The organism is Pigmentiphaga sp. H8 (assembly GCF_003854895.1).
GTDB lineage: Bacteria > Pseudomonadota > Gammaproteobacteria > Burkholderiales > Burkholderiaceae_B > Pigmentiphaga.
Genome location: NZ_CP033966.1, coordinates 3,712,852 through 3,727,852, shown reverse-complemented (window position 1 = coordinate 3,727,852; position 15,001 = coordinate 3,712,852). Strand labels below are relative to the sequence as shown.

The 15,001-nt window shown below is 67.3% G+C and carries 13 protein-coding genes; 5 read left to right on the top strand and 8 right to left on the bottom strand.

Features of this window, described 5'->3' with window-relative positions:
* Positions 1–5: 5 nt before the first annotated feature.
* The gene (locus EGT29_RS17575) at positions 6–1,511 is read left to right on the top strand and encodes a tripartite tricarboxylate transporter permease (protein WP_124690187.1); all 1,506 of its coding nucleotides are present in this window, start codon (positions 6–8) and stop codon (positions 1,509–1,511) included.
* 148 nt (positions 1,512–1,659) lie between these two features.
* Positions 1,660–2,244 carry a DUF2889 domain-containing protein gene (locus EGT29_RS17570; RefSeq protein WP_161567857.1) on the top strand — a complete coding sequence of 195 codons (585 nt, stop codon included), beginning with the start codon at positions 1,660–1,662 and terminating at the stop codon, positions 2,242–2,244.
* Here the strand turns inward: EGT29_RS17570 and EGT29_RS17565 are convergent.
* From EGT29_RS17565 to EGT29_RS17555, 3 genes are all read right to left on the bottom strand, one after another.
* Positions 2,241–5,018: a pitrilysin family protein gene (locus EGT29_RS17565; protein WP_124690185.1), complete on the bottom strand. Its 2,778-nt coding sequence runs from the start codon at positions 5,016–5,018 to the stop codon at positions 2,241–2,243. The genes EGT29_RS17570 and EGT29_RS17565 overlap by 4 nt on opposite strands.
* Before the next feature lie 76 nt (positions 5,019–5,094).
* Complete coding sequence (locus EGT29_RS17560) at positions 5,095–6,267, bottom strand: VWA domain-containing protein (RefSeq protein ID WP_124690184.1); 1,173 nt, start codon at positions 6,265–6,267, stop codon at positions 5,095–5,097.
* Between the two features lie 113 nt (positions 6,268–6,380).
* Entirely contained in the window at positions 6,381–7,256 is an 876-nt protein-coding gene (locus EGT29_RS17555) for a MoxR family ATPase (protein WP_124690183.1), read from the bottom strand.
* 285 nt (positions 7,257–7,541) lie between these two features.
* On the opposite strand from EGT29_RS17555, the gene EGT29_RS17550 reads away from it, so the two are divergent.
* Entirely contained in the window at positions 7,542–7,898 is a 357-nt protein-coding gene (locus EGT29_RS17550; protein ID WP_124690182.1) for a cytochrome c, read from the top strand.
* An 11-nt stretch (positions 7,899–7,909) separates the two neighbouring features.
* On the top strand, positions 7,910–8,278 hold the full coding sequence (locus EGT29_RS17545) for a cytochrome c (protein ID WP_124690181.1): 369 nt from the start codon (positions 7,910–7,912) through the stop codon (positions 8,276–8,278).
* 188 nt (positions 8,279–8,466) lie between these two features.
* Here the strand turns inward: EGT29_RS17545 and EGT29_RS17540 are convergent, their stop codons facing one another.
* The 4 genes from EGT29_RS17540 to EGT29_RS17525 form a co-directional block, all read right to left on the bottom strand.
* Positions 8,467–9,447, bottom strand: coding sequence for a tripartite tricarboxylate transporter substrate binding protein (locus tag EGT29_RS17540; protein WP_124690180.1), 981 nt, complete (start codon positions 9,445–9,447; stop codon positions 8,467–8,469).
* Positions 9,448–9,474: 27 nt separating this feature from the next.
* Positions 9,475–11,031, bottom strand: a complete 1,557-nt coding sequence (locus tag EGT29_RS17535) for a sulfatase (protein ID WP_124690179.1) — start codon at positions 11,029–11,031, stop codon at positions 9,475–9,477.
* Positions 11,032–11,142: 111 nt separating this feature from the next.
* Positions 11,143–12,030 carry a LysR family transcriptional regulator gene (locus EGT29_RS17530; RefSeq protein WP_124690178.1) on the bottom strand — a complete coding sequence of 296 codons (888 nt, stop codon included), beginning with the start codon at positions 12,028–12,030 and terminating at the stop codon, positions 11,143–11,145.
* A gap of 46 nt (positions 12,031–12,076) precedes the next feature.
* Complete coding sequence (locus EGT29_RS17525; protein ID WP_124692416.1) at positions 12,077–12,502, bottom strand: DUF1841 family protein; 426 nt, start codon at positions 12,500–12,502, stop codon at positions 12,077–12,079.
* A 140-nt stretch (positions 12,503–12,642) separates the two neighbouring features.
* On the opposite strand from EGT29_RS17525, the gene icd reads away from it, so the two are divergent.
* Complete coding sequence (gene icd / locus EGT29_RS17520) at positions 12,643–13,905, top strand: NADP-dependent isocitrate dehydrogenase (RefSeq protein WP_124690177.1); 1,263 nt, start codon at positions 12,643–12,645, stop codon at positions 13,903–13,905.
* A gap of 30 nt (positions 13,906–13,935) precedes the next feature.
* Here icd and EGT29_RS17515 read toward each other — a convergent pair whose 3' ends face one another.
* Positions 13,936–14,910: a tripartite tricarboxylate transporter substrate binding protein gene (locus tag EGT29_RS17515; RefSeq protein ID WP_124690176.1), complete on the bottom strand. Its 975-nt coding sequence runs from the start codon at positions 14,908–14,910 to the stop codon at positions 13,936–13,938.
* Between the last annotated feature and the right edge of the window lie 91 nt (positions 14,911–15,001).

Genomic DNA, 15,001 nt, shown 5'->3' with positions numbered 1-15,001 from the left:
GTCGAATGGAATTGCTGGACCATCTGGCGCTGGGCTTCGCCACGGCGCTTTCATGGCAGAACCTTGCCTATGCCTTCACGGGTTGCCTGCTGGGCACCCTGATCGGCGTCCTGCCCGGCCTGGGGCCGGTGCCGACCATCGCGATGCTGCTGCCCATCACCTATGCGCTGCCGCCCACGTCGGCGCTCATCATGCTGGCCAGCATCTACTACGGCGCCCAGTATGGCGGTTCGACCACCGCGATCCTGGTGAAGCTGCCGGGCGAGTCGTCGTCGGCCGTCACGCTGATCGACGGACATGCCATGGCCACGCAGGGCAGGGCGGGTCCGGCCCTCGCCACGGCCGCCATCGCGTCCTTCTTCGCCGGCTGCGTCGGCGTGCTGCTGCTGGCGGCGTTCGCCGCGCCGCTGGCCGAGATGGCGTTCAAGTTCGGGCCGGCGGAGTATTTCTCGCTGATGCTGCTGGGGCTGGTCGGTGCCGTGGCGCTGTCCTCCGAGTCGCTGGACGTGTCGCTGGGCATGATCGCCATCGGCATCATCCTCGGCCTGGTCGGGACCGACGTGAACAGCGGCACGGTGCGGCTGGCCTTCGAGATCCCGCAACTGATGGAGGGCATCGAGTTCACCTGCCTGGCCATGGGCCTGTTCGGTGTGGCCGAGATCGTGGCGAACCTGGAAATGCAGAAGACCACAGGGACGACGGCCGTGGCGCCCATCGCCAGCCTGATGCCCACCCGCGAAGACTTCCGGCGCATGACGCCCTCGATCGCCCGGGGCACCGCGCTCGGGTCGGCCCTCGGCATCCTGCCCGGAGCGGGCGTGACCATTTCCGCGTTCTCGGCCTACACGATGGAGAAAAAACTGTCGTCGCGGTCGGCGGAAATGGGGCATGGCGCCATCGAAGGCGTCGCCGCGCCCGAGGCCGCCAACAACGCCGCCGCGCAGACCAACTTCATCCCGCTGCTGACGCTGGGCGTTCCCGGCAGCGCCGTCATGGCGCTGATGCTGGGCGCGATGACCATCCACAACATCCAGCCGGGACCGCAGGTCATGACCAGCCACCCCGCGCTTTTCTGGGGCCTGATCGCCTCGATGTGGATAGGCAACCTGATCCTGGTGGTCCTGAACCTGCCGCTGATCGGGCTGTGGGTGCGGCTGCTCAAGGTGCCGTATCGCCTGCTGTATCCGGCCATCCTGGTGTTCTGCTGCGTTGGCGTCTATTCCATCCAGAACTCGGTGGCGGACGTGTTCCTGGTCGCCGGCTTCGGCGTGGCCGGCTACCTGTTCGGCAAGCTGTCGATATCGCCGGTGCCGCTGCTGCTGGGCTTCGTGCTGGGACCCATGATGGAAACGAGTTTCCGGCGCACGCTCATGGTGGCGCGAGGCGATTTCTCGGTGTTCGTCACCCGGCCCATCTCGCTGGGGCTGCTGATCGCCACGGCGCTGCTGATCGTGCTGGCGCTTGCGCCGGCCATCCGGCGCAAGCGGGCCGTGGTGCTGGCCGAGGCCTAGCCTCCAGGCCGCCTGGGCGGGCCCGCGGATTCGGCCGCGCGGGCCCGTGCCTCTACAATAGCCCGCACATGCGGGCGCCGCGGGCATGGATCCGCGCCGCGCCGTCGCGTCGCCGACCGCTTCGGCGCCAGCCAGGAAGCCTGCCATCATGCCTTTACCGGAACCCTCCGCCCGCCGCTCCGTCCACCACCGCGTCATCGACATGCAGACCTACGCCCGCGAGGACGGTCTTTACGACGTGGAGGCCCGGCTGGTCGATCGCAAGCCCTTTCCCTTCCAGCTCATGAGTTCGGACGAACCGCTGCCCGCGGGAGAGGCGCTGCACGACTTGTGGATACGCCTGACCGTGGATGACGCGTATGTGATCCGGGACATCGTCGCGGTGTCGGATTCGACGCCCTGGCCGCTATGCAAGGAAGCGACGGACACGCTGCGGGTGCTGATCGGCGAGCGCATTGCCCGGGGCTGGACGGCCATGGTCAAGGACCGGCTGCGCGGCGCGGCCAGTTGTACCCACTTGATGGAAATGCTGGTGCCGATGGCGACCACGGCGTTGCAGGGCATACGCGGATTGCAGCGCGACATGCCCCTGCTGGTGGGCGAGGAGCGGGCGCGGGAGAAGATCGATTCCTGTTTCGCCTTCGGCCGCGACCGGGAGGTGGTGAAGATGCTCTGGCCGCAGCATGCGGCCGAGAGGCCCGATGGACGGGCCTCTCGAGGGCGCCCGGACTAGGGCTTGAAGGTTCCCGCCACCGCGGTGCTGAAGTCCTCGGGCTTGAAGTACTTGCGCAGCGCCGCGTTGACCTGCTGGGCGGTCAGTGCCTTCAGCTTGCGGTCGGATTCCGCCGCGAAGGCGAAGGTGCGGTCCAGGTCCAGGTAATCCGACCAGGCTCCCACCAGCCGCCGGTCTTGCGCGCGGGCCAGGTGGCGCAGGTTCATCAGCGAATCGATGCCATCCTTGACCTCGGCCGCGCTGAAACCTTCGCGCAGCACGCGCTCGGATTCCTCCTTGATGGCCGTTTCCAGCCGCGCCCGGTTGCTGGGCGCGTAGATGGCGTACAGCGTCCACTGGCCCGAGGGCTCGTAGGACGAGGCGGCCAACTGGCTGCGCACGTTGTACGAAAGGCCTTCGCGCTCGCGTACCCGCATCCACAGCCGCGAGGTCTCGGAACTGCCCAGCAGGTAGTTGGCCAGCATGGCCGCGGGGTAGTCCGGGTCGGTATCCTGCAGCTTGATCGGCATGGTCGACAGGTAGAAGGCGTTGGCCTTGTCGGGCAGCGAGACGTCGAAACGCTTGGCCGGCACCGTGTGGTACGGATCGTCCACGCGGGTATAGGCGGGAGCCTGCTTCCAGCCTTGCAGGCCCTTGGTCAGGGACTGCTCGACCGCGGCCGGATCGAAGTCGCCCACGGCGGCCAGCCGTACGCGGCCCGCTCCGTAGAAGCGGTCATGGAACTGCACCAGCGCGTCGCGCGTCAGCGCCTTGTAGGCGGCCTCCTGCTCGTCGAAGCTCGGGGTGTAGCGCAGGTCGTCGGCAGGCCACGGATTGTCGTGCCGCGCCAGGGTCTGCTGCGCGACCGCCGTGGGCTCCTGCCGGGCGCTTTCCACCGAGGCCAGGCCGCGGCGGCGGTACTCGTCCAGTTGATCCTCGGGGAAGCTGGCATTGCGCAGGACGTCCAGCGCGAGTTCCAGCGTGGCGGGCAGGTTGTCGCGGGTGGTGGATATGTCGACCACCGCGCTGGTGCCGCCGCCGCCGAAGCCGACGTCCGCCCGCAAGGCGTCGAAACGGTCCTCGATCTGCTGGCGCGTCATCGTGGCGGTGCCGTTGTCGAGCAGGGCGCCCACGGCGCGGGAGATGTCGCGCTGGCCGCGCAGCGTCTGGGCATCGCCGAACTGCACCACCAGCCGGGCGTTGACCAGATGGCCGCGCGTCGACTTGGGCAGCAGCGCCAGCTTGACCGGCCCGTTGGGCAGGTCCAGGGTCTTGCGCTGGGTGCGGGCGTCGATGTTGGCCGGGGTGGCGTCGAAGGCCTCGGCCTGCACGAAATCGGTGTCGCCCTTGTAGCCCTTCAGCTCGGCCTGCAGGTCCAGGGGCTGTGGCGCGGGCGCGCGCTGGGGACCGTCCGTCGGGATGTAGGTGCCCAGGGTACGGTTCGATTGCAGCAGATAGCTTTCGGCCACGCGCTGGACGTCGGCCAGTTTCAGGTCGCGGACGCGGTCGCGCGTCACGAAGAACAAGCGCCAGTCGCCCTGGGCGATGCTTTCGGACAGCGATACGCCCACCTTCTGCGGGTCGCTGTAGGCCATGTCCCAGTCCTTGAGCCAGCGGGTGCGCGCGCGCTCCAGCTCTTCGCTGGTGATCGGCTGCGTCTTGATGGACTCGATGGTCTCCAGCATCTTGTCGCGCGCGGCGTCCAGGCTGGCGCCGGGCTGCAACTGCGCGCCCATCATGACCATGCCGGGGTCGTACATGCCGAAGGTGAAGCCGAAGGTCGAGGCGGCCAGCTTGGTTTCCACCAGCGCCTTGTACAGCCGGCCCGAGGGCGCGTCGCCCAGGATGCTGGCCAGCATTTCCATGGCCGCGGAATCGGCCGCGCCGCCCTGCGGCGTGTGGTACATGGCCGCGACCATGGGCGAGCCGCCGGAGCGGCGCAGCGTGACGCTGCGTTCGCCGTCCTGGACCGGTTCCTCGGTGTACAGGCGGGGCAGGGTGCGCTTGGGCTTGGGGATCTTGCCGAAGGTGCGGGCGATGACCGCCAGCGTCTTGGCCTCGTCGAACTGGCCCGAGACGATCAGCACGGCGTTGTCCGGCTGGTAGTAGGTGCGGTAGAAGGCCTGCAGGCGGCCGATGTCGACGTTCTCGACGTCCGAGCGCGCGCCTATCGTGGTCTTGCCGTAGTTGTGCCACTGATAGGCCGTGGCCATCATCTTGCTCATCAGCACGCGGAACGGGTTGTTCTCGCCGCTTTCCATCTCGTTGCGGACCACGGTCATTTCCGAGTCCAGGTCCTTGCGCGCGATCAGCGAGTTGACCATGGCGTCGGCCTGCCAGCCCAGGTACCAGTCCAGGTTGGCCTCGTTGGCGGCGAAGCTGGCGAAATAGTTCGTGCGGTCGGTCCAGGTGCTGCCGTTGGCCTGCAGGCCGCGGCGCGAGAACTCGGACAGCGCGTTGCGCATGGTGGGCGTGCCCTTGAACAGCATGTGTTCCAGCAGGTGCGCCATGCCGGTCTCGCCGTAGTTCTCCTGGCGCGAGCCCACGAGATAGGTCATGTTGACGGTGGTGGTCGGCTTGGACTGGTCGGGCGCCAGCAGGACGCGCAGGCCGTTGTTCAGCCGGTATTCGTTGATGCCCTCGACCGAGGTGAGCTTCTGTACGCCGGCGGGCACGGCGGCCTGCGCTTGCGCCGCCTGGGTGGCCGGCGGCAGCAGGGTGGCCAGGGACAGGGCCACGCAGGCGAAGGCCCGGCCCAGGGGGCCGGAGCGGTTGGCGGTGAGCGATGATGGCATGGGCGGACTCGAACCATTCAGGAAGTGGATTGGAGTGCCGGACCGCGACAACGTTCCCGCCGCGCGGCCCGGAGGGCTACTTGGACAACAGCCGCATGGCCTGTTCCAGGCCGTTCAGCGTGACCGGATACATGCGGCCCTGCATCAGTTTCCGGATGATGTCGGTGGATTGGCGGTAGGGCCACAGGCCCTCCGGCTCGGGGTTGAGCCAGGCGAAACGGGGAAAGGCCGCGGCCATGCGCTGCAGCCAGACCGCGCCGGCCTCGGTGTTGTGGTATTCCACCGAGCCGCCCGGCTGCAGGATCTCGTAGGGGCTCATGGTGGCGTCGCCGACGAAGATCAGGCGCCAGTCCGGGTTGTACTTGCGCAGCACGTCCCAGGTGTGGGCACGCTCGGCGTGGCGCCGGCGGTTGCTTTGCCAGACCCAGTCGTACAGGCAGTTGTGGAAATAATAGACTTCCAGGTGCTTGAACTCGCTGCGCGCGGCCGAGAACAGTTCCTCGATCCGCTGGATGTGGCTGTCCATGGTGCCGCCCACGTCCAGCATCATCAGCACCTTCACCGTGTTGTGCCGCTCGGGCACCATGCGGATGTCCAGGTGGCCGGCGTTGCGCGCGGTGCTGCGTATCGTGTCGTCCAGGTCCAGTTCCAGGTCGGCGCCTTCGCGGGCGAAGCGGCGCAGCCGCCGCAGGGCCACCTTGATGTTGCGCGTGCCCAGCTCCACCTGGTCGTCGTAGTCGCGGAAGCTGCGCATGTCCCAGGCCTTGACCGCGCTGTGGTTGCCGGCGCTGTCCTGGCCGATGCGGATGCCCTCGGGGTGGTAGCCGCCGCTGCCGAAGGGCGAGGTGCCCCCCGTGCCTATCCACTTGCTGCCGCCCTCGTGGCGTTCCTTCTGCTCCTCCAGCCGCTGGCGGAACAGTTCCATCAGCTTGTCCCAGCCCAGCTTCTCGATCGCGGCCTTGTCCTCGGCCGACAGCTCGCGCATGAAGCGCTGCACCAGCCATTCGGCCGGGATCTCCTTGCCCGGCGGGAAGGCCGCCTCGATGCCCTTGTAGTAGCTGGCGAAGGCCCGGTCGTAGCGGTCGAACTGGCTTTCGTCCTTGACCAGCGTCATCCGGGCCAGCAGATAGAACTCGTCCACCGACGGCGCGATCACCCGGCGCGACAGCGCCTCCAGCAGCGTCAGGTACTCGTTGATGGAGACCGGCAACTGGTGCTTGCGCAGATGGTAAAAAAAATCAATGAGCATGGCGGGCCCCCCCCCCTACGCGCTTCGCGCGCCCCCCGGGGGGCGGCGCTGGCGGACCGGCAAAGCCGGATCCGCGGCGCCCTGGATGACAGGTGGGGTGGATCGATGCGATTTCATGCCTGTCTGCCGCTTCTAGCCATGAGGATCAGGCGTTCGAAAAGGTGGACGTCTTGTTCGTTTTTCAGCAGCGCGCCGTGCAGCGGGGGTACGGCGGCTTCGCGGTCGTTGCTTGTCAGGGCTTCCGGGGGGATGTCCTCGGCCAGCAGGACCTTGAGCCAGTCCAGCAGTTCGGACGTGGACGGCTTCTTCTTCAGGCCCGGGGTTTCGCGCAGCTGGAAGAAGCTGTCCAGCGCCGCCGACAGCAGTTCCTTCTTCAGGCCGGGGTAGTGGACCCCGACGATGCGCTCCATGGTTTCCTTCTCGGGAAACCGGATGTAGTGGAAGAAGCAGCGCCGCAGGAAGGCGTCCGGCAGGTCCTTCTCGTTGTTGGAGGTGATGATGACCAGCGGCCGGTGCACGGCGCGCACGGTTTCCCGCGTCTCGTACACGTGGAATTCCATGCGGTCCAGCTCGCGCAGCAGGTCGTTGGGGAATTCGATGTCGGCCTTGTCGATCTCGTCGATCAGCAGCACCACCGGCTCGGGCGAGGCGAAGGCCTGCCACAGCACTCCGCGCACGATGTAGTTCGTGATGTCGCGCACCTTCTCGTCGCCCAGCTGCGAATCGCGCAGGCGCGAGACCGCGTCGTACTCGTACAGCCCCTGGTGTGCCTTGGTGGTGGACTTGATGTGCCATTGCAGCAGCGGCCGCCCCAGCGCCCGGGCCACTTCCTCGGCCAGCATGGTCTTGCCGGTGCCGGGTTCGCCCTTGATCAGGAGCGGGCGCTCGAGCGTGAGCGCGGCATTGACGGCAAGCGTCAGGTCGTCGGTGGCGACGTAGGTGTCGGTGCCCTGGAAGCGGGCGGCGGACGGCGAGACGGACTGGGGCATGGTCGGGCTGGCGGTAGGGCCCCGCAGGGGCGAAGCACCCAGTATAAGAAAAGTCCGGACGGGCAGGGGGCGCCGGCGCCCGTCCCCGCAAAGGGACGGACGGAGGTTGTTCCTGATGTATCATTAGGGGTTAAATAAAGACGGAAACCGGACTTCAGTACAACAATACGGTTTCCCGATGGAATAAAACGGAGACGCTTCGTTGGCCTGTGGGGGCCGGGCGTTGCCGCTCAGTCGTTTCGCCGCCCGGTATCGGGATTTCCTTGATTCTGATAGAGCGTTCTAATGAAGTTGAGCATAACGAAGCGGGCGCTGCCCGCGTTGGCCGCCCTGGCCGCCTGTGCGGTCGTCGGTTCGGCCGTGGCCCAATCGGCTCCGGCCACCATCACGGGCAACGCCGATGCCGCCCGTGACAAGAATTCCATGTGCATAGGCTGCCATGGCATCCAGGGCTACAAGTCCAGCTTTCCCGAGGTCTATCACGTTCCGATGATTGCTGGGCAGAACGCCAAGTACATCGAGGCGGCGCTGAAGGAATACGCCAGCGGCGCCCGGACGCATCCTTCCATGGTTGGCATCGCCAAGAGCCTGTCCGAGCAGGACATCGCCGATCTGGCCGCCTATTACTCCAGCCTGAAGTGAGCCGTCCGACCATGAAGACCACCCTGCGCCTTTCCTTCCTCGTCGGCAGCGCATTGCTCTCGCTGTCGGCCGCCCAGGCCGCTGGCGACATCGCCGCCGGCAAGGCGGTGTTCGACCGCATCAACTGCGCCTCGTGCCATGGTGCCGATGCCAAGACCTCCATCGATCCCAGCTATCCCCAGCTGGCGGGCCAGCATTCCGACTACCTCGCGCATGCGCTGAAGGCGTATCGCCGTGGCCAGTCCAATGCCGCGCCGTCGGCCAACATCCGCAAGAATCCCATCATGGGCGCCTTCGCCGTCCAGCTGTCCGACAAGGACATCGAGGATGTGGCGGCGTATCTGTCCAGCCTGCCGGGTAACCTGGCTGTACGGAAGTAATAGGACCCCCTACGCGCTGACGCGCGCCCGGAATAGCGGGCCCCAGCCGCTATGCGGCAGCCCCCAAGGGGCCGGGCCCCGCCTTGGGGCGGCCCGGCGCCGGGTCCCGAGGGGCGATGCGGGTGGACTGGCGGAGCCGGATCCACCGCATCCTGGGTCTTCCATTTCGCTCCTGTGTGGAGCCTTGCTTATTCGGGCAGCAGGCCGGTTTGCCGGGTGATGCGTTGCCAGGTGGCGTGTTCGTGTTGCAGGAACTGGCGGTTCTGGTCGGCGGTGGACAGGGCCGGGTCGGTGTCCAGGCCCAGGGAGGCCAGGTGCCGGGCGATTTCCGGCTTGGCCAGCAGCGTGTCGAGTTCCCGGTTCAGGCGCGCCACGATGGAAGCGGGCGTGCCGGCGGGCGCCGCGAGCATGTGCCAGCCGGCCAGTCCGAAGCCGGGAAAAGTCTCTCCCAGGGCCGGAACGTCCGGCATCGACGGCAGCCGCGATGCGGTGCTGACCGCCAGGGCCTTCAACCGGCCTTGCCCGACATGATTCATCACCACGATGGCAGGCAGGACGACGAGGTCGGTCCGGCCGGCTATGGTGTCCTGCAGCGCTTCCGAGGACTTCGAATAAGGCACCGTGGTCCAGCGGGCCGCTGACATCGATTCCAGTGTGTTGGCCAGTATGCCCGAGAAGGTCTTGGCGCCTTCGGTCGCGACCCGAGGGCCGGCGCCGTCCTTGCCGGGGGCCGACAAGGCCTCTTTCAGCGTCGATGCCTTCAGCCCGGCGGTGGCCGCGATCATGAACGGGCTGTAGCCGATGAACCGGATGGGGACGAAGTCCTTGACGGGATCGTAGGGCAGTCCCTTGATCGTATAAAGATTGCTGACCAGGGCGCCGGTGGTGCCGTAGAACAGCGTGTAGCCATCAGGCGAGGCGCGCGTGACGGCCTGGGCGCCGATGATGTTCTGGCCGCCGGGCTTGTTTTCTATCACGATCGGCTGGGCCCAGCCGCGGGCAAGCTGGGTCGCGATGTATCGCGCCACGATGTCGGTGCTCGAGCCGGGCGCGTGCGAGACGACCAGCTTGACCGGCCGCGTCGGCCAGTCGTCGCCCAGGGCGGGTGATTGCCAGGCGAGCGGGGCAAGGCCTGCGCAAAGCAGCCAGGATGTTGCGAAGCGGGGCATGTTGTCTCCTTGTCAGTATTTTGTCCGTCACGCCACGGCCAGCGGCGACAGGGCGGTGTCCGGGTGCGCCATGGCCTGGCGCAGCAACTGCTGGATCAGGGCGTCGCGGATGTCGCGGTGGGCGGCGCTGTCCCAGAGGTTGGCGCATTCGAGCGGATCGTCCAGGCGGTCGTAGAGTTCGCCCCATTCCACGCCGTCATACACGCTGAGCCGGTAGCGGGGATGGACCAGGGTTCGCATCCGGACGGGAGCGTCGAAGCCGAAATAGGTCCGTTGGCCTTCCTCTTCGATCAGCACCGCGTCGCGGGCCTGGAACGGCCGCGCCTGGATCGAGGGCAGGAAGGACATGCCCTGCATGCCGTTGCAGGCCTCGACGCCCGCCGCCTCCAGGATCGTGGGGGCGATGTCGATGGTCGAGAGCAGACCGTCTTCCCGGATGCGCCGGGCGTTGGGTCCGGACCAGATGAGCGGCGTGCGTATCAGGCTGCGGTAGTGCAGCGAGCCCTTGAACAGCAGTTGATGATCGCCGCCGTATTCGCCGTGGTCGGCCGTGAAGATCACCACCGTATTGTCGGCCAGCCCGCATTCCTCCAGGGTCTGCAGCACGCGGCCGATGTTCGCGTCGATGAAGCTGATCGAGCCGTAGTTCAGCGCGGTCGCTTCCCGGACTTCCCGTTCCGTGGCGGCAAAGCAGGCCATGGAGGTCTTGTGGGCGCGCCCCGCGTCGCGCTGCCGGCGCAGCCACGCCAGGTGGGGCGGCGGAGTGTCCGAGCGGTAGGAGGCGGGCAGCGCCATGTCCTCCGGACGGTACATGTCCCAGTATCGGCCCGGCGGCGTATAGGGATGGTGCGGGTCCGGAAACGAGGCATACAGGAAGAACGGCGCATCGTTCCGCGCATAGGCGCGCAGACGGTCGCAGGTCCGCTCGGCTACCCACGCGCTGGGGTGCAAGGCTTCGGGTACGCGGGTGCGCCAGGCCTGGCCGACCGCCGCCAGCTCGTAGTCGCTGGGCAGGGCATTGGACCGGCCGATCCATGTTTCCGCGTCGGCGCACTTGCCGCGCAGCCATTGCCGGTAGTGGCCGTTGATGTCGTCGCCATGTTCGATGCCGATCTCCGCATGGCCGAAGCCGTAGTAGGGCAGGCTCATGAGGTGTTCGTGGCCGCGCCAGCTGGCGACGCTTTCCTGCAGGTAGTCCCCGGGGTAATGCCGGGCGCCGTCGCGGGCCCGGCGGGGCGTCCTGGGATCGGGAAGCGGCGCATGGTCCGTCATGGTCTGGAGATGCGACTTGCCGATCAGTGCCGTGGCGTAGCCGGCCTCGCGCAGCAACTCCGGGAAGGTCACGGCTTCCAGCCCCAGCGGCAGGCCGTTGTGGCGGACGCCGTGGGCCGAAGGCATGCGGCCGGTCATCAGGCTGGAGCGGTTGGGCATGCAGATCGGCGTGGCGACGTAGGTGTTCGAGCTGGTCCAGCCCCGCTCGGCGAGCCGGTCGATATTCGGGGTCCGCACCGTGGTGTTGCCGTAGCAGCCGAGGTGATCGGCGCACAGCTGGTCGACGATGAACATCAGGAAATTGGGCCGCATGCTTGGCTTCGTGGAAGGAAGGGTCTCGGAGCCGAGATCCTAGCGGCTGGGGCCGGCGAGCCGGTAATAGGAAGTTTTGAGAGCGCCATCACCCCGCGTGATGGCGGGCAGTCAAGCCTGGCTTGCCAGCGTGGCCTTCATGATGCGCTCGGCCGCGATGACGGCATGGGATTTGGGCAGGTCGGGGCAGGCGCGCACGACGACGCGGCGGGAGAAGGCGGGGTGGGCGATGCGCCGGACGACCAGCGACGTGCCTCGCGTCAGCGTGCCCGCCAGTCCTTCGGGCAGCAGGGTGGAGAATTGGCCGGCTTCGCACAAGAGGAGGAGGGAGGAAATGTCCTCCACGCCGCCCATGATGTTCAGCCGGAGTTTCCGGGCCTGGGCCAGGGCAAGCAGCGACTGGTGCAGGGGCTGTGCCATGGACAGCAGCAGGGGAAAGTCCTGGAGGCTCGGCAGTTCCAGCGGCGGGGTTCCGCCGGCATGGCTGGCCGGCGTCACCAGGCAGATGTTTTCCTCGTACAGATGCGCGTCGGATTCTCCCCGCTCGTCACTGGCCAGCACCAGCATGGCCAGGTCCAGTTCGCCGCGGCGCAGCCGCTGAGCCAGGGCGTCGGAATAGCCCACCACCAACTGGGGCTGGATGCCGGGGGCCTCCTGGCGCAGGCGGGTGAACAGCGGGGCGCAGGCGACCGGCGCGGCGCTGTGCAGGATGCCTATGCGCACCGGGCCGCTGGCGGTGTCCAGGGTGGACTGGATGGCAGCCTTGGCCCGATCGATCTGCCTGAGGATGGCCAGCGCATGGTGCAGCAGTTCCGTTCCCGACGTGGTCGGGACCACGCCCGTGGGGCCGCGGGTGAACAAAGGCGTGCCGAGTTCGGTTTCCAGGGCCGCCAGGGCCTGGCTCAAGGCCGGCTGGACCACGTGCAGGCGCCGCGCCGCCGCGGAAAGGCTGCCCTGCTGGGCAATGGCGACGAAATATCGGAGCTGCTTGACGTCCATGTCGTGGCCGGCCTGCTGAAGGACCGCGTGGCGGGGATGCGGCGGCCTACGAGCCGGCGCGTTGGCGGATCAGTTCGATATAGGCATCGGTATCGAGCGGCGTGCCCAGGCGCTGGGCTTCCCACACGACGCGGCCCAGGCATTCCATGATTTCGTGCGCGGCGTCGTGGGCGCCCTTGTGCTGGGCGAGCCGCTGGTAGGCGTCGCGGATGCCGGGCGGATGGTCGATCGACAATTGTTCGGCGATCGCCAGGTGCATGGACAGGTGCAGGAAAGGGTTGGTGCGGCCGGCTTCGACGCTGTAGTCGGCCTGGGCGGCCTCGGGATTTTCCAGGTCGCCGTGGTATTCCGGGTGTTCCAGGATCCAGTCCAGCGCGGTCGCCTCGAGCGGCGTCAGGACTTCGCCGGCGCGATGCTTGCGCCACGTCTCGGCGAAGAACTGGCGGACCTGGTCTCGGGTAGGGTTGAACATCATCGGAACATTGTACCCGCCGAGCCTGGCCGGTCCGCCGTTGCCCGCGTGGCGCCGGTCCGCCGAATACGGGATAATTCCAGGCCTGTGCCAGGGCCGCGACGCGGCTTGCTTCAACGATCGTTCCGGAAACACGCCGCATGTCTTCCTACAAGCATATCCAGGTGCCCGCCCAGGGCAGCCGCATCACCGTCAACGCGGATTTCTCCCTTAACGTGCCCGACCAGCCCATCGTCGCCTATATCGAAGGCGACGGCACCGGGCGCGATATCACGCCGGTGGCGCTCAAGGTCATCGACGCGGCCGTGGCCAAGGCCTACGGCGAGGCCCGCCGCATCCACTGGGTGGAAATCTACGCCGGCCGCAAGGCCACCACGCTGTACGGCGAAGGCGGCTGGCTGCCCGACGAGACCGTGGCCGCGTTGCGCGAGTTCGTCGTGGCGATCAAGGGGCCGCTGGGCACGCCGCCGGGCGGCGGCTTCCGGTCCTTGAACGTGATGATGCGGCAGGCGCTGGACCTGTACGTCTGCCTGCGGCCCATCCAGTACCTGCGCGGGGTGCCGTCGCCGTTGAAGCAGCCGGAAAAGACCAACATGGTCATCTTCCGCGAGAACTCCGAGGACATCTACGCCGGGATCGAATACGCCGCGGGTTCGCCCGAGGCGGTGGAGCTGATCACGGTGCTGGAGGAAAAGCTCGGAGCCAAGCACCTGCGCTTCCCGGCCACCTCGGGCATCGGCATCAAGCCCGTGTCGCGCGAGGGGACCGAGCGCCTGGTGCGCAAGGCCATCCAGTACGCCCTGGACCACGACCGCCGTTCGGTCACGCTGGTGCACAAGGGCAACATCATGAAGTACACCGAGGGCGCGTTCCGCGACTGGGGATACGAGATCGCCCGCCGCGAATTCGCCGCCGAGACCATCGACGCGGGGCCGTTCTGCCGCATCCGCAACCCGCGCACCGGCCGGGACATCCTCATCAAGGACTGCCTGATCGACGCGTTCTCGCAAACCATGCTGCTGCGCCCGGTCGAGTTCGACGTGATCGCCACGCCCAACCTGAACGGCGACTATCTTTCGTCGGCGCTGGCCGCGCAGGTGGGGGGCGCCGGCATTGCCCCGGGCGCGAACATGAGCGATTCGGTGGCCGTGTTCGAAGCCACCCACGGCACGTCGGCGAAGTACGCCGGCAAGGACTACGTCAATCCCAGCTCCGAGATCCTGTCGGGCCGCATGATGCTGCAGCACATGGGCTGGCACGAGGCGGCCGAACTGATCCTGCCGGCCATGGAGCGCACCATCCAGTCCAAGCGCGTGACCTACGATTTCGCGCGGCAGATGGAAGGCGCGACCCAGGTGTCGTGCTCGGGATTCGGGGAATCGGTCATCGCCAACATGGCCTGAGTCCAAGGGGGCGAGCCCCCTTGGCGGCGGTCATTTGTTGCGCTTTTCCAGCAGAGGATCGATGCGGCGCCGTTCGTCGGCCAGGAAGCTGGCGAAGGCGGCCGAGCCGGGTTCCATGGTCGCCGCGCCGCCGTCGACGAATATCTTATTGACCTTGGGGTCTGCCAGGGCCTGCGCCGTGGCCTGTTCCAGCTTGGCGACTACCGCTGCGGGCGTGCCCTTGGGGGCGAACAGCCCGAACCATCCATTGAAGTCGAAGTCGGGCATGTTCAGGGCCTCGGCCACGGTCGGCACGTCCGGCAATAGCGGCGAGCGGACCTTGGACGTGACGGCCAGCGCGCGCAGCCGGCCTTCCTTCAGGAAGGGGGCGGCCACGGGCGTATTGACGAATCCCATCTGCAGCGTGCCGCCCAACAGGTCGGTCATGGCCTGGGCATTGCCGCGGTAGGGGGTATGGGTGAAGCGCGCGCCCGTGCGCGCCGACAGCATTTCGCCGGCGATGTGGGTCGAGGTGCCTTCGCCTGGGGATCCGTAGACGAAGCGGTCGGGCGCCTTCTTGGCGGCGGCGATGAGCTCGGCCAGGGTCTTGACCGGCACTGTCGAATTGACCGTGACGACGTTGGTCATCTTCGACACTCCCGAGATAGGAATGAAATCGGTGGCGGGGTTGAACGACAGATCGGGGAAGAGGTGCGGATTGGCCACCATGGGCAGGCCGTTGAGCAGAATGGTGTAGCCGTCCGGCTTGGCGCGCGCCACGTACTCCGTGCCGATATTGGTGCCCGCGCCCGGCTTGTATTCGATGACGATGGGCTGGCCCAGCGTCACGCTCATGTGCTCGCTGATCGCGCGGGCGAACACATCCGAGGATCCGCCCGCGGCACCGCCGATGATCATGCGGATCGGGCGGGAAGGGTAGGCGTCGTCGGCGTGGGCCAGGGGACCGGCGCCGAGGGCCGCGGTAGCCAGGGCGAGACAGCAGGCCTTGAGAAGCTTGGTGCGCATGGTGCGTATTCCTCAAACGTGGGGGAGCGGTTCGGTACAGGCACGAGGCGTGCCAGGCAGCTGTGTGTCCATGGTAGGAAGGGCTCTTTTT

Bases quoted from the DNA above. Each gene is read 5' to 3' on its own strand.
- EGT29_RS17575 (WP_124690187.1), top strand. From the start codon at position 6: ATGGAATTGCTGGACCATCTGGCGCTGGGCTTCGCCACGGCGCTTTCA.
- EGT29_RS17570 (WP_161567857.1), top strand. From the start codon at position 1,660: ATGCCTTTACCGGAACCCTCCGCCCGCCGCTCCGTCCACCACCGCGTC.
- EGT29_RS17565 (WP_124690185.1), bottom strand. From the start codon at position 5,018: ATGCCATCATCGCTCACCGCCAACCGCTCCGGCCCCCTGGGCCGGGCC.
- EGT29_RS17560 (WP_124690184.1), bottom strand. From the start codon at position 6,267: ATGCTCATTGATTTTTTTTACCATCTGCGCAAGCACCAGTTGCCGGTC.
- EGT29_RS17555 (WP_124690183.1), bottom strand. From the start codon at position 7,256: ATGCCCCAGTCCGTCTCGCCGTCCGCCGCCCGCTTCCAGGGCACCGAC.
- EGT29_RS17550 (WP_124690182.1), top strand. From the start codon at position 7,542: ATGAAGTTGAGCATAACGAAGCGGGCGCTGCCCGCGTTGGCCGCCCTG.
- EGT29_RS17545 (WP_124690181.1), top strand. From the start codon at position 7,910: ATGAAGACCACCCTGCGCCTTTCCTTCCTCGTCGGCAGCGCATTGCTC.
- EGT29_RS17540 (WP_124690180.1), bottom strand. From the start codon at position 9,447: ATGCCCCGCTTCGCAACATCCTGGCTGCTTTGCGCAGGCCTTGCCCCG.
- EGT29_RS17535 (WP_124690179.1), bottom strand. From the start codon at position 11,031: ATGCGGCCCAATTTCCTGATGTTCATCGTCGACCAGCTGTGCGCCGAT.
- EGT29_RS17530 (WP_124690178.1), bottom strand. From the start codon at position 12,030: ATGGACGTCAAGCAGCTCCGATATTTCGTCGCCATTGCCCAGCAGGGC.
- EGT29_RS17525 (WP_124692416.1), bottom strand. From the start codon at position 12,502: ATGTTCAACCCTACCCGAGACCAGGTCCGCCAGTTCTTCGCCGAGACG.
- icd (WP_124690177.1), top strand. From the start codon at position 12,643: ATGTCTTCCTACAAGCATATCCAGGTGCCCGCCCAGGGCAGCCGCATC.
- EGT29_RS17515 (WP_124690176.1), bottom strand. From the start codon at position 14,910: ATGCGCACCAAGCTTCTCAAGGCCTGCTGTCTCGCCCTGGCTACCGCG.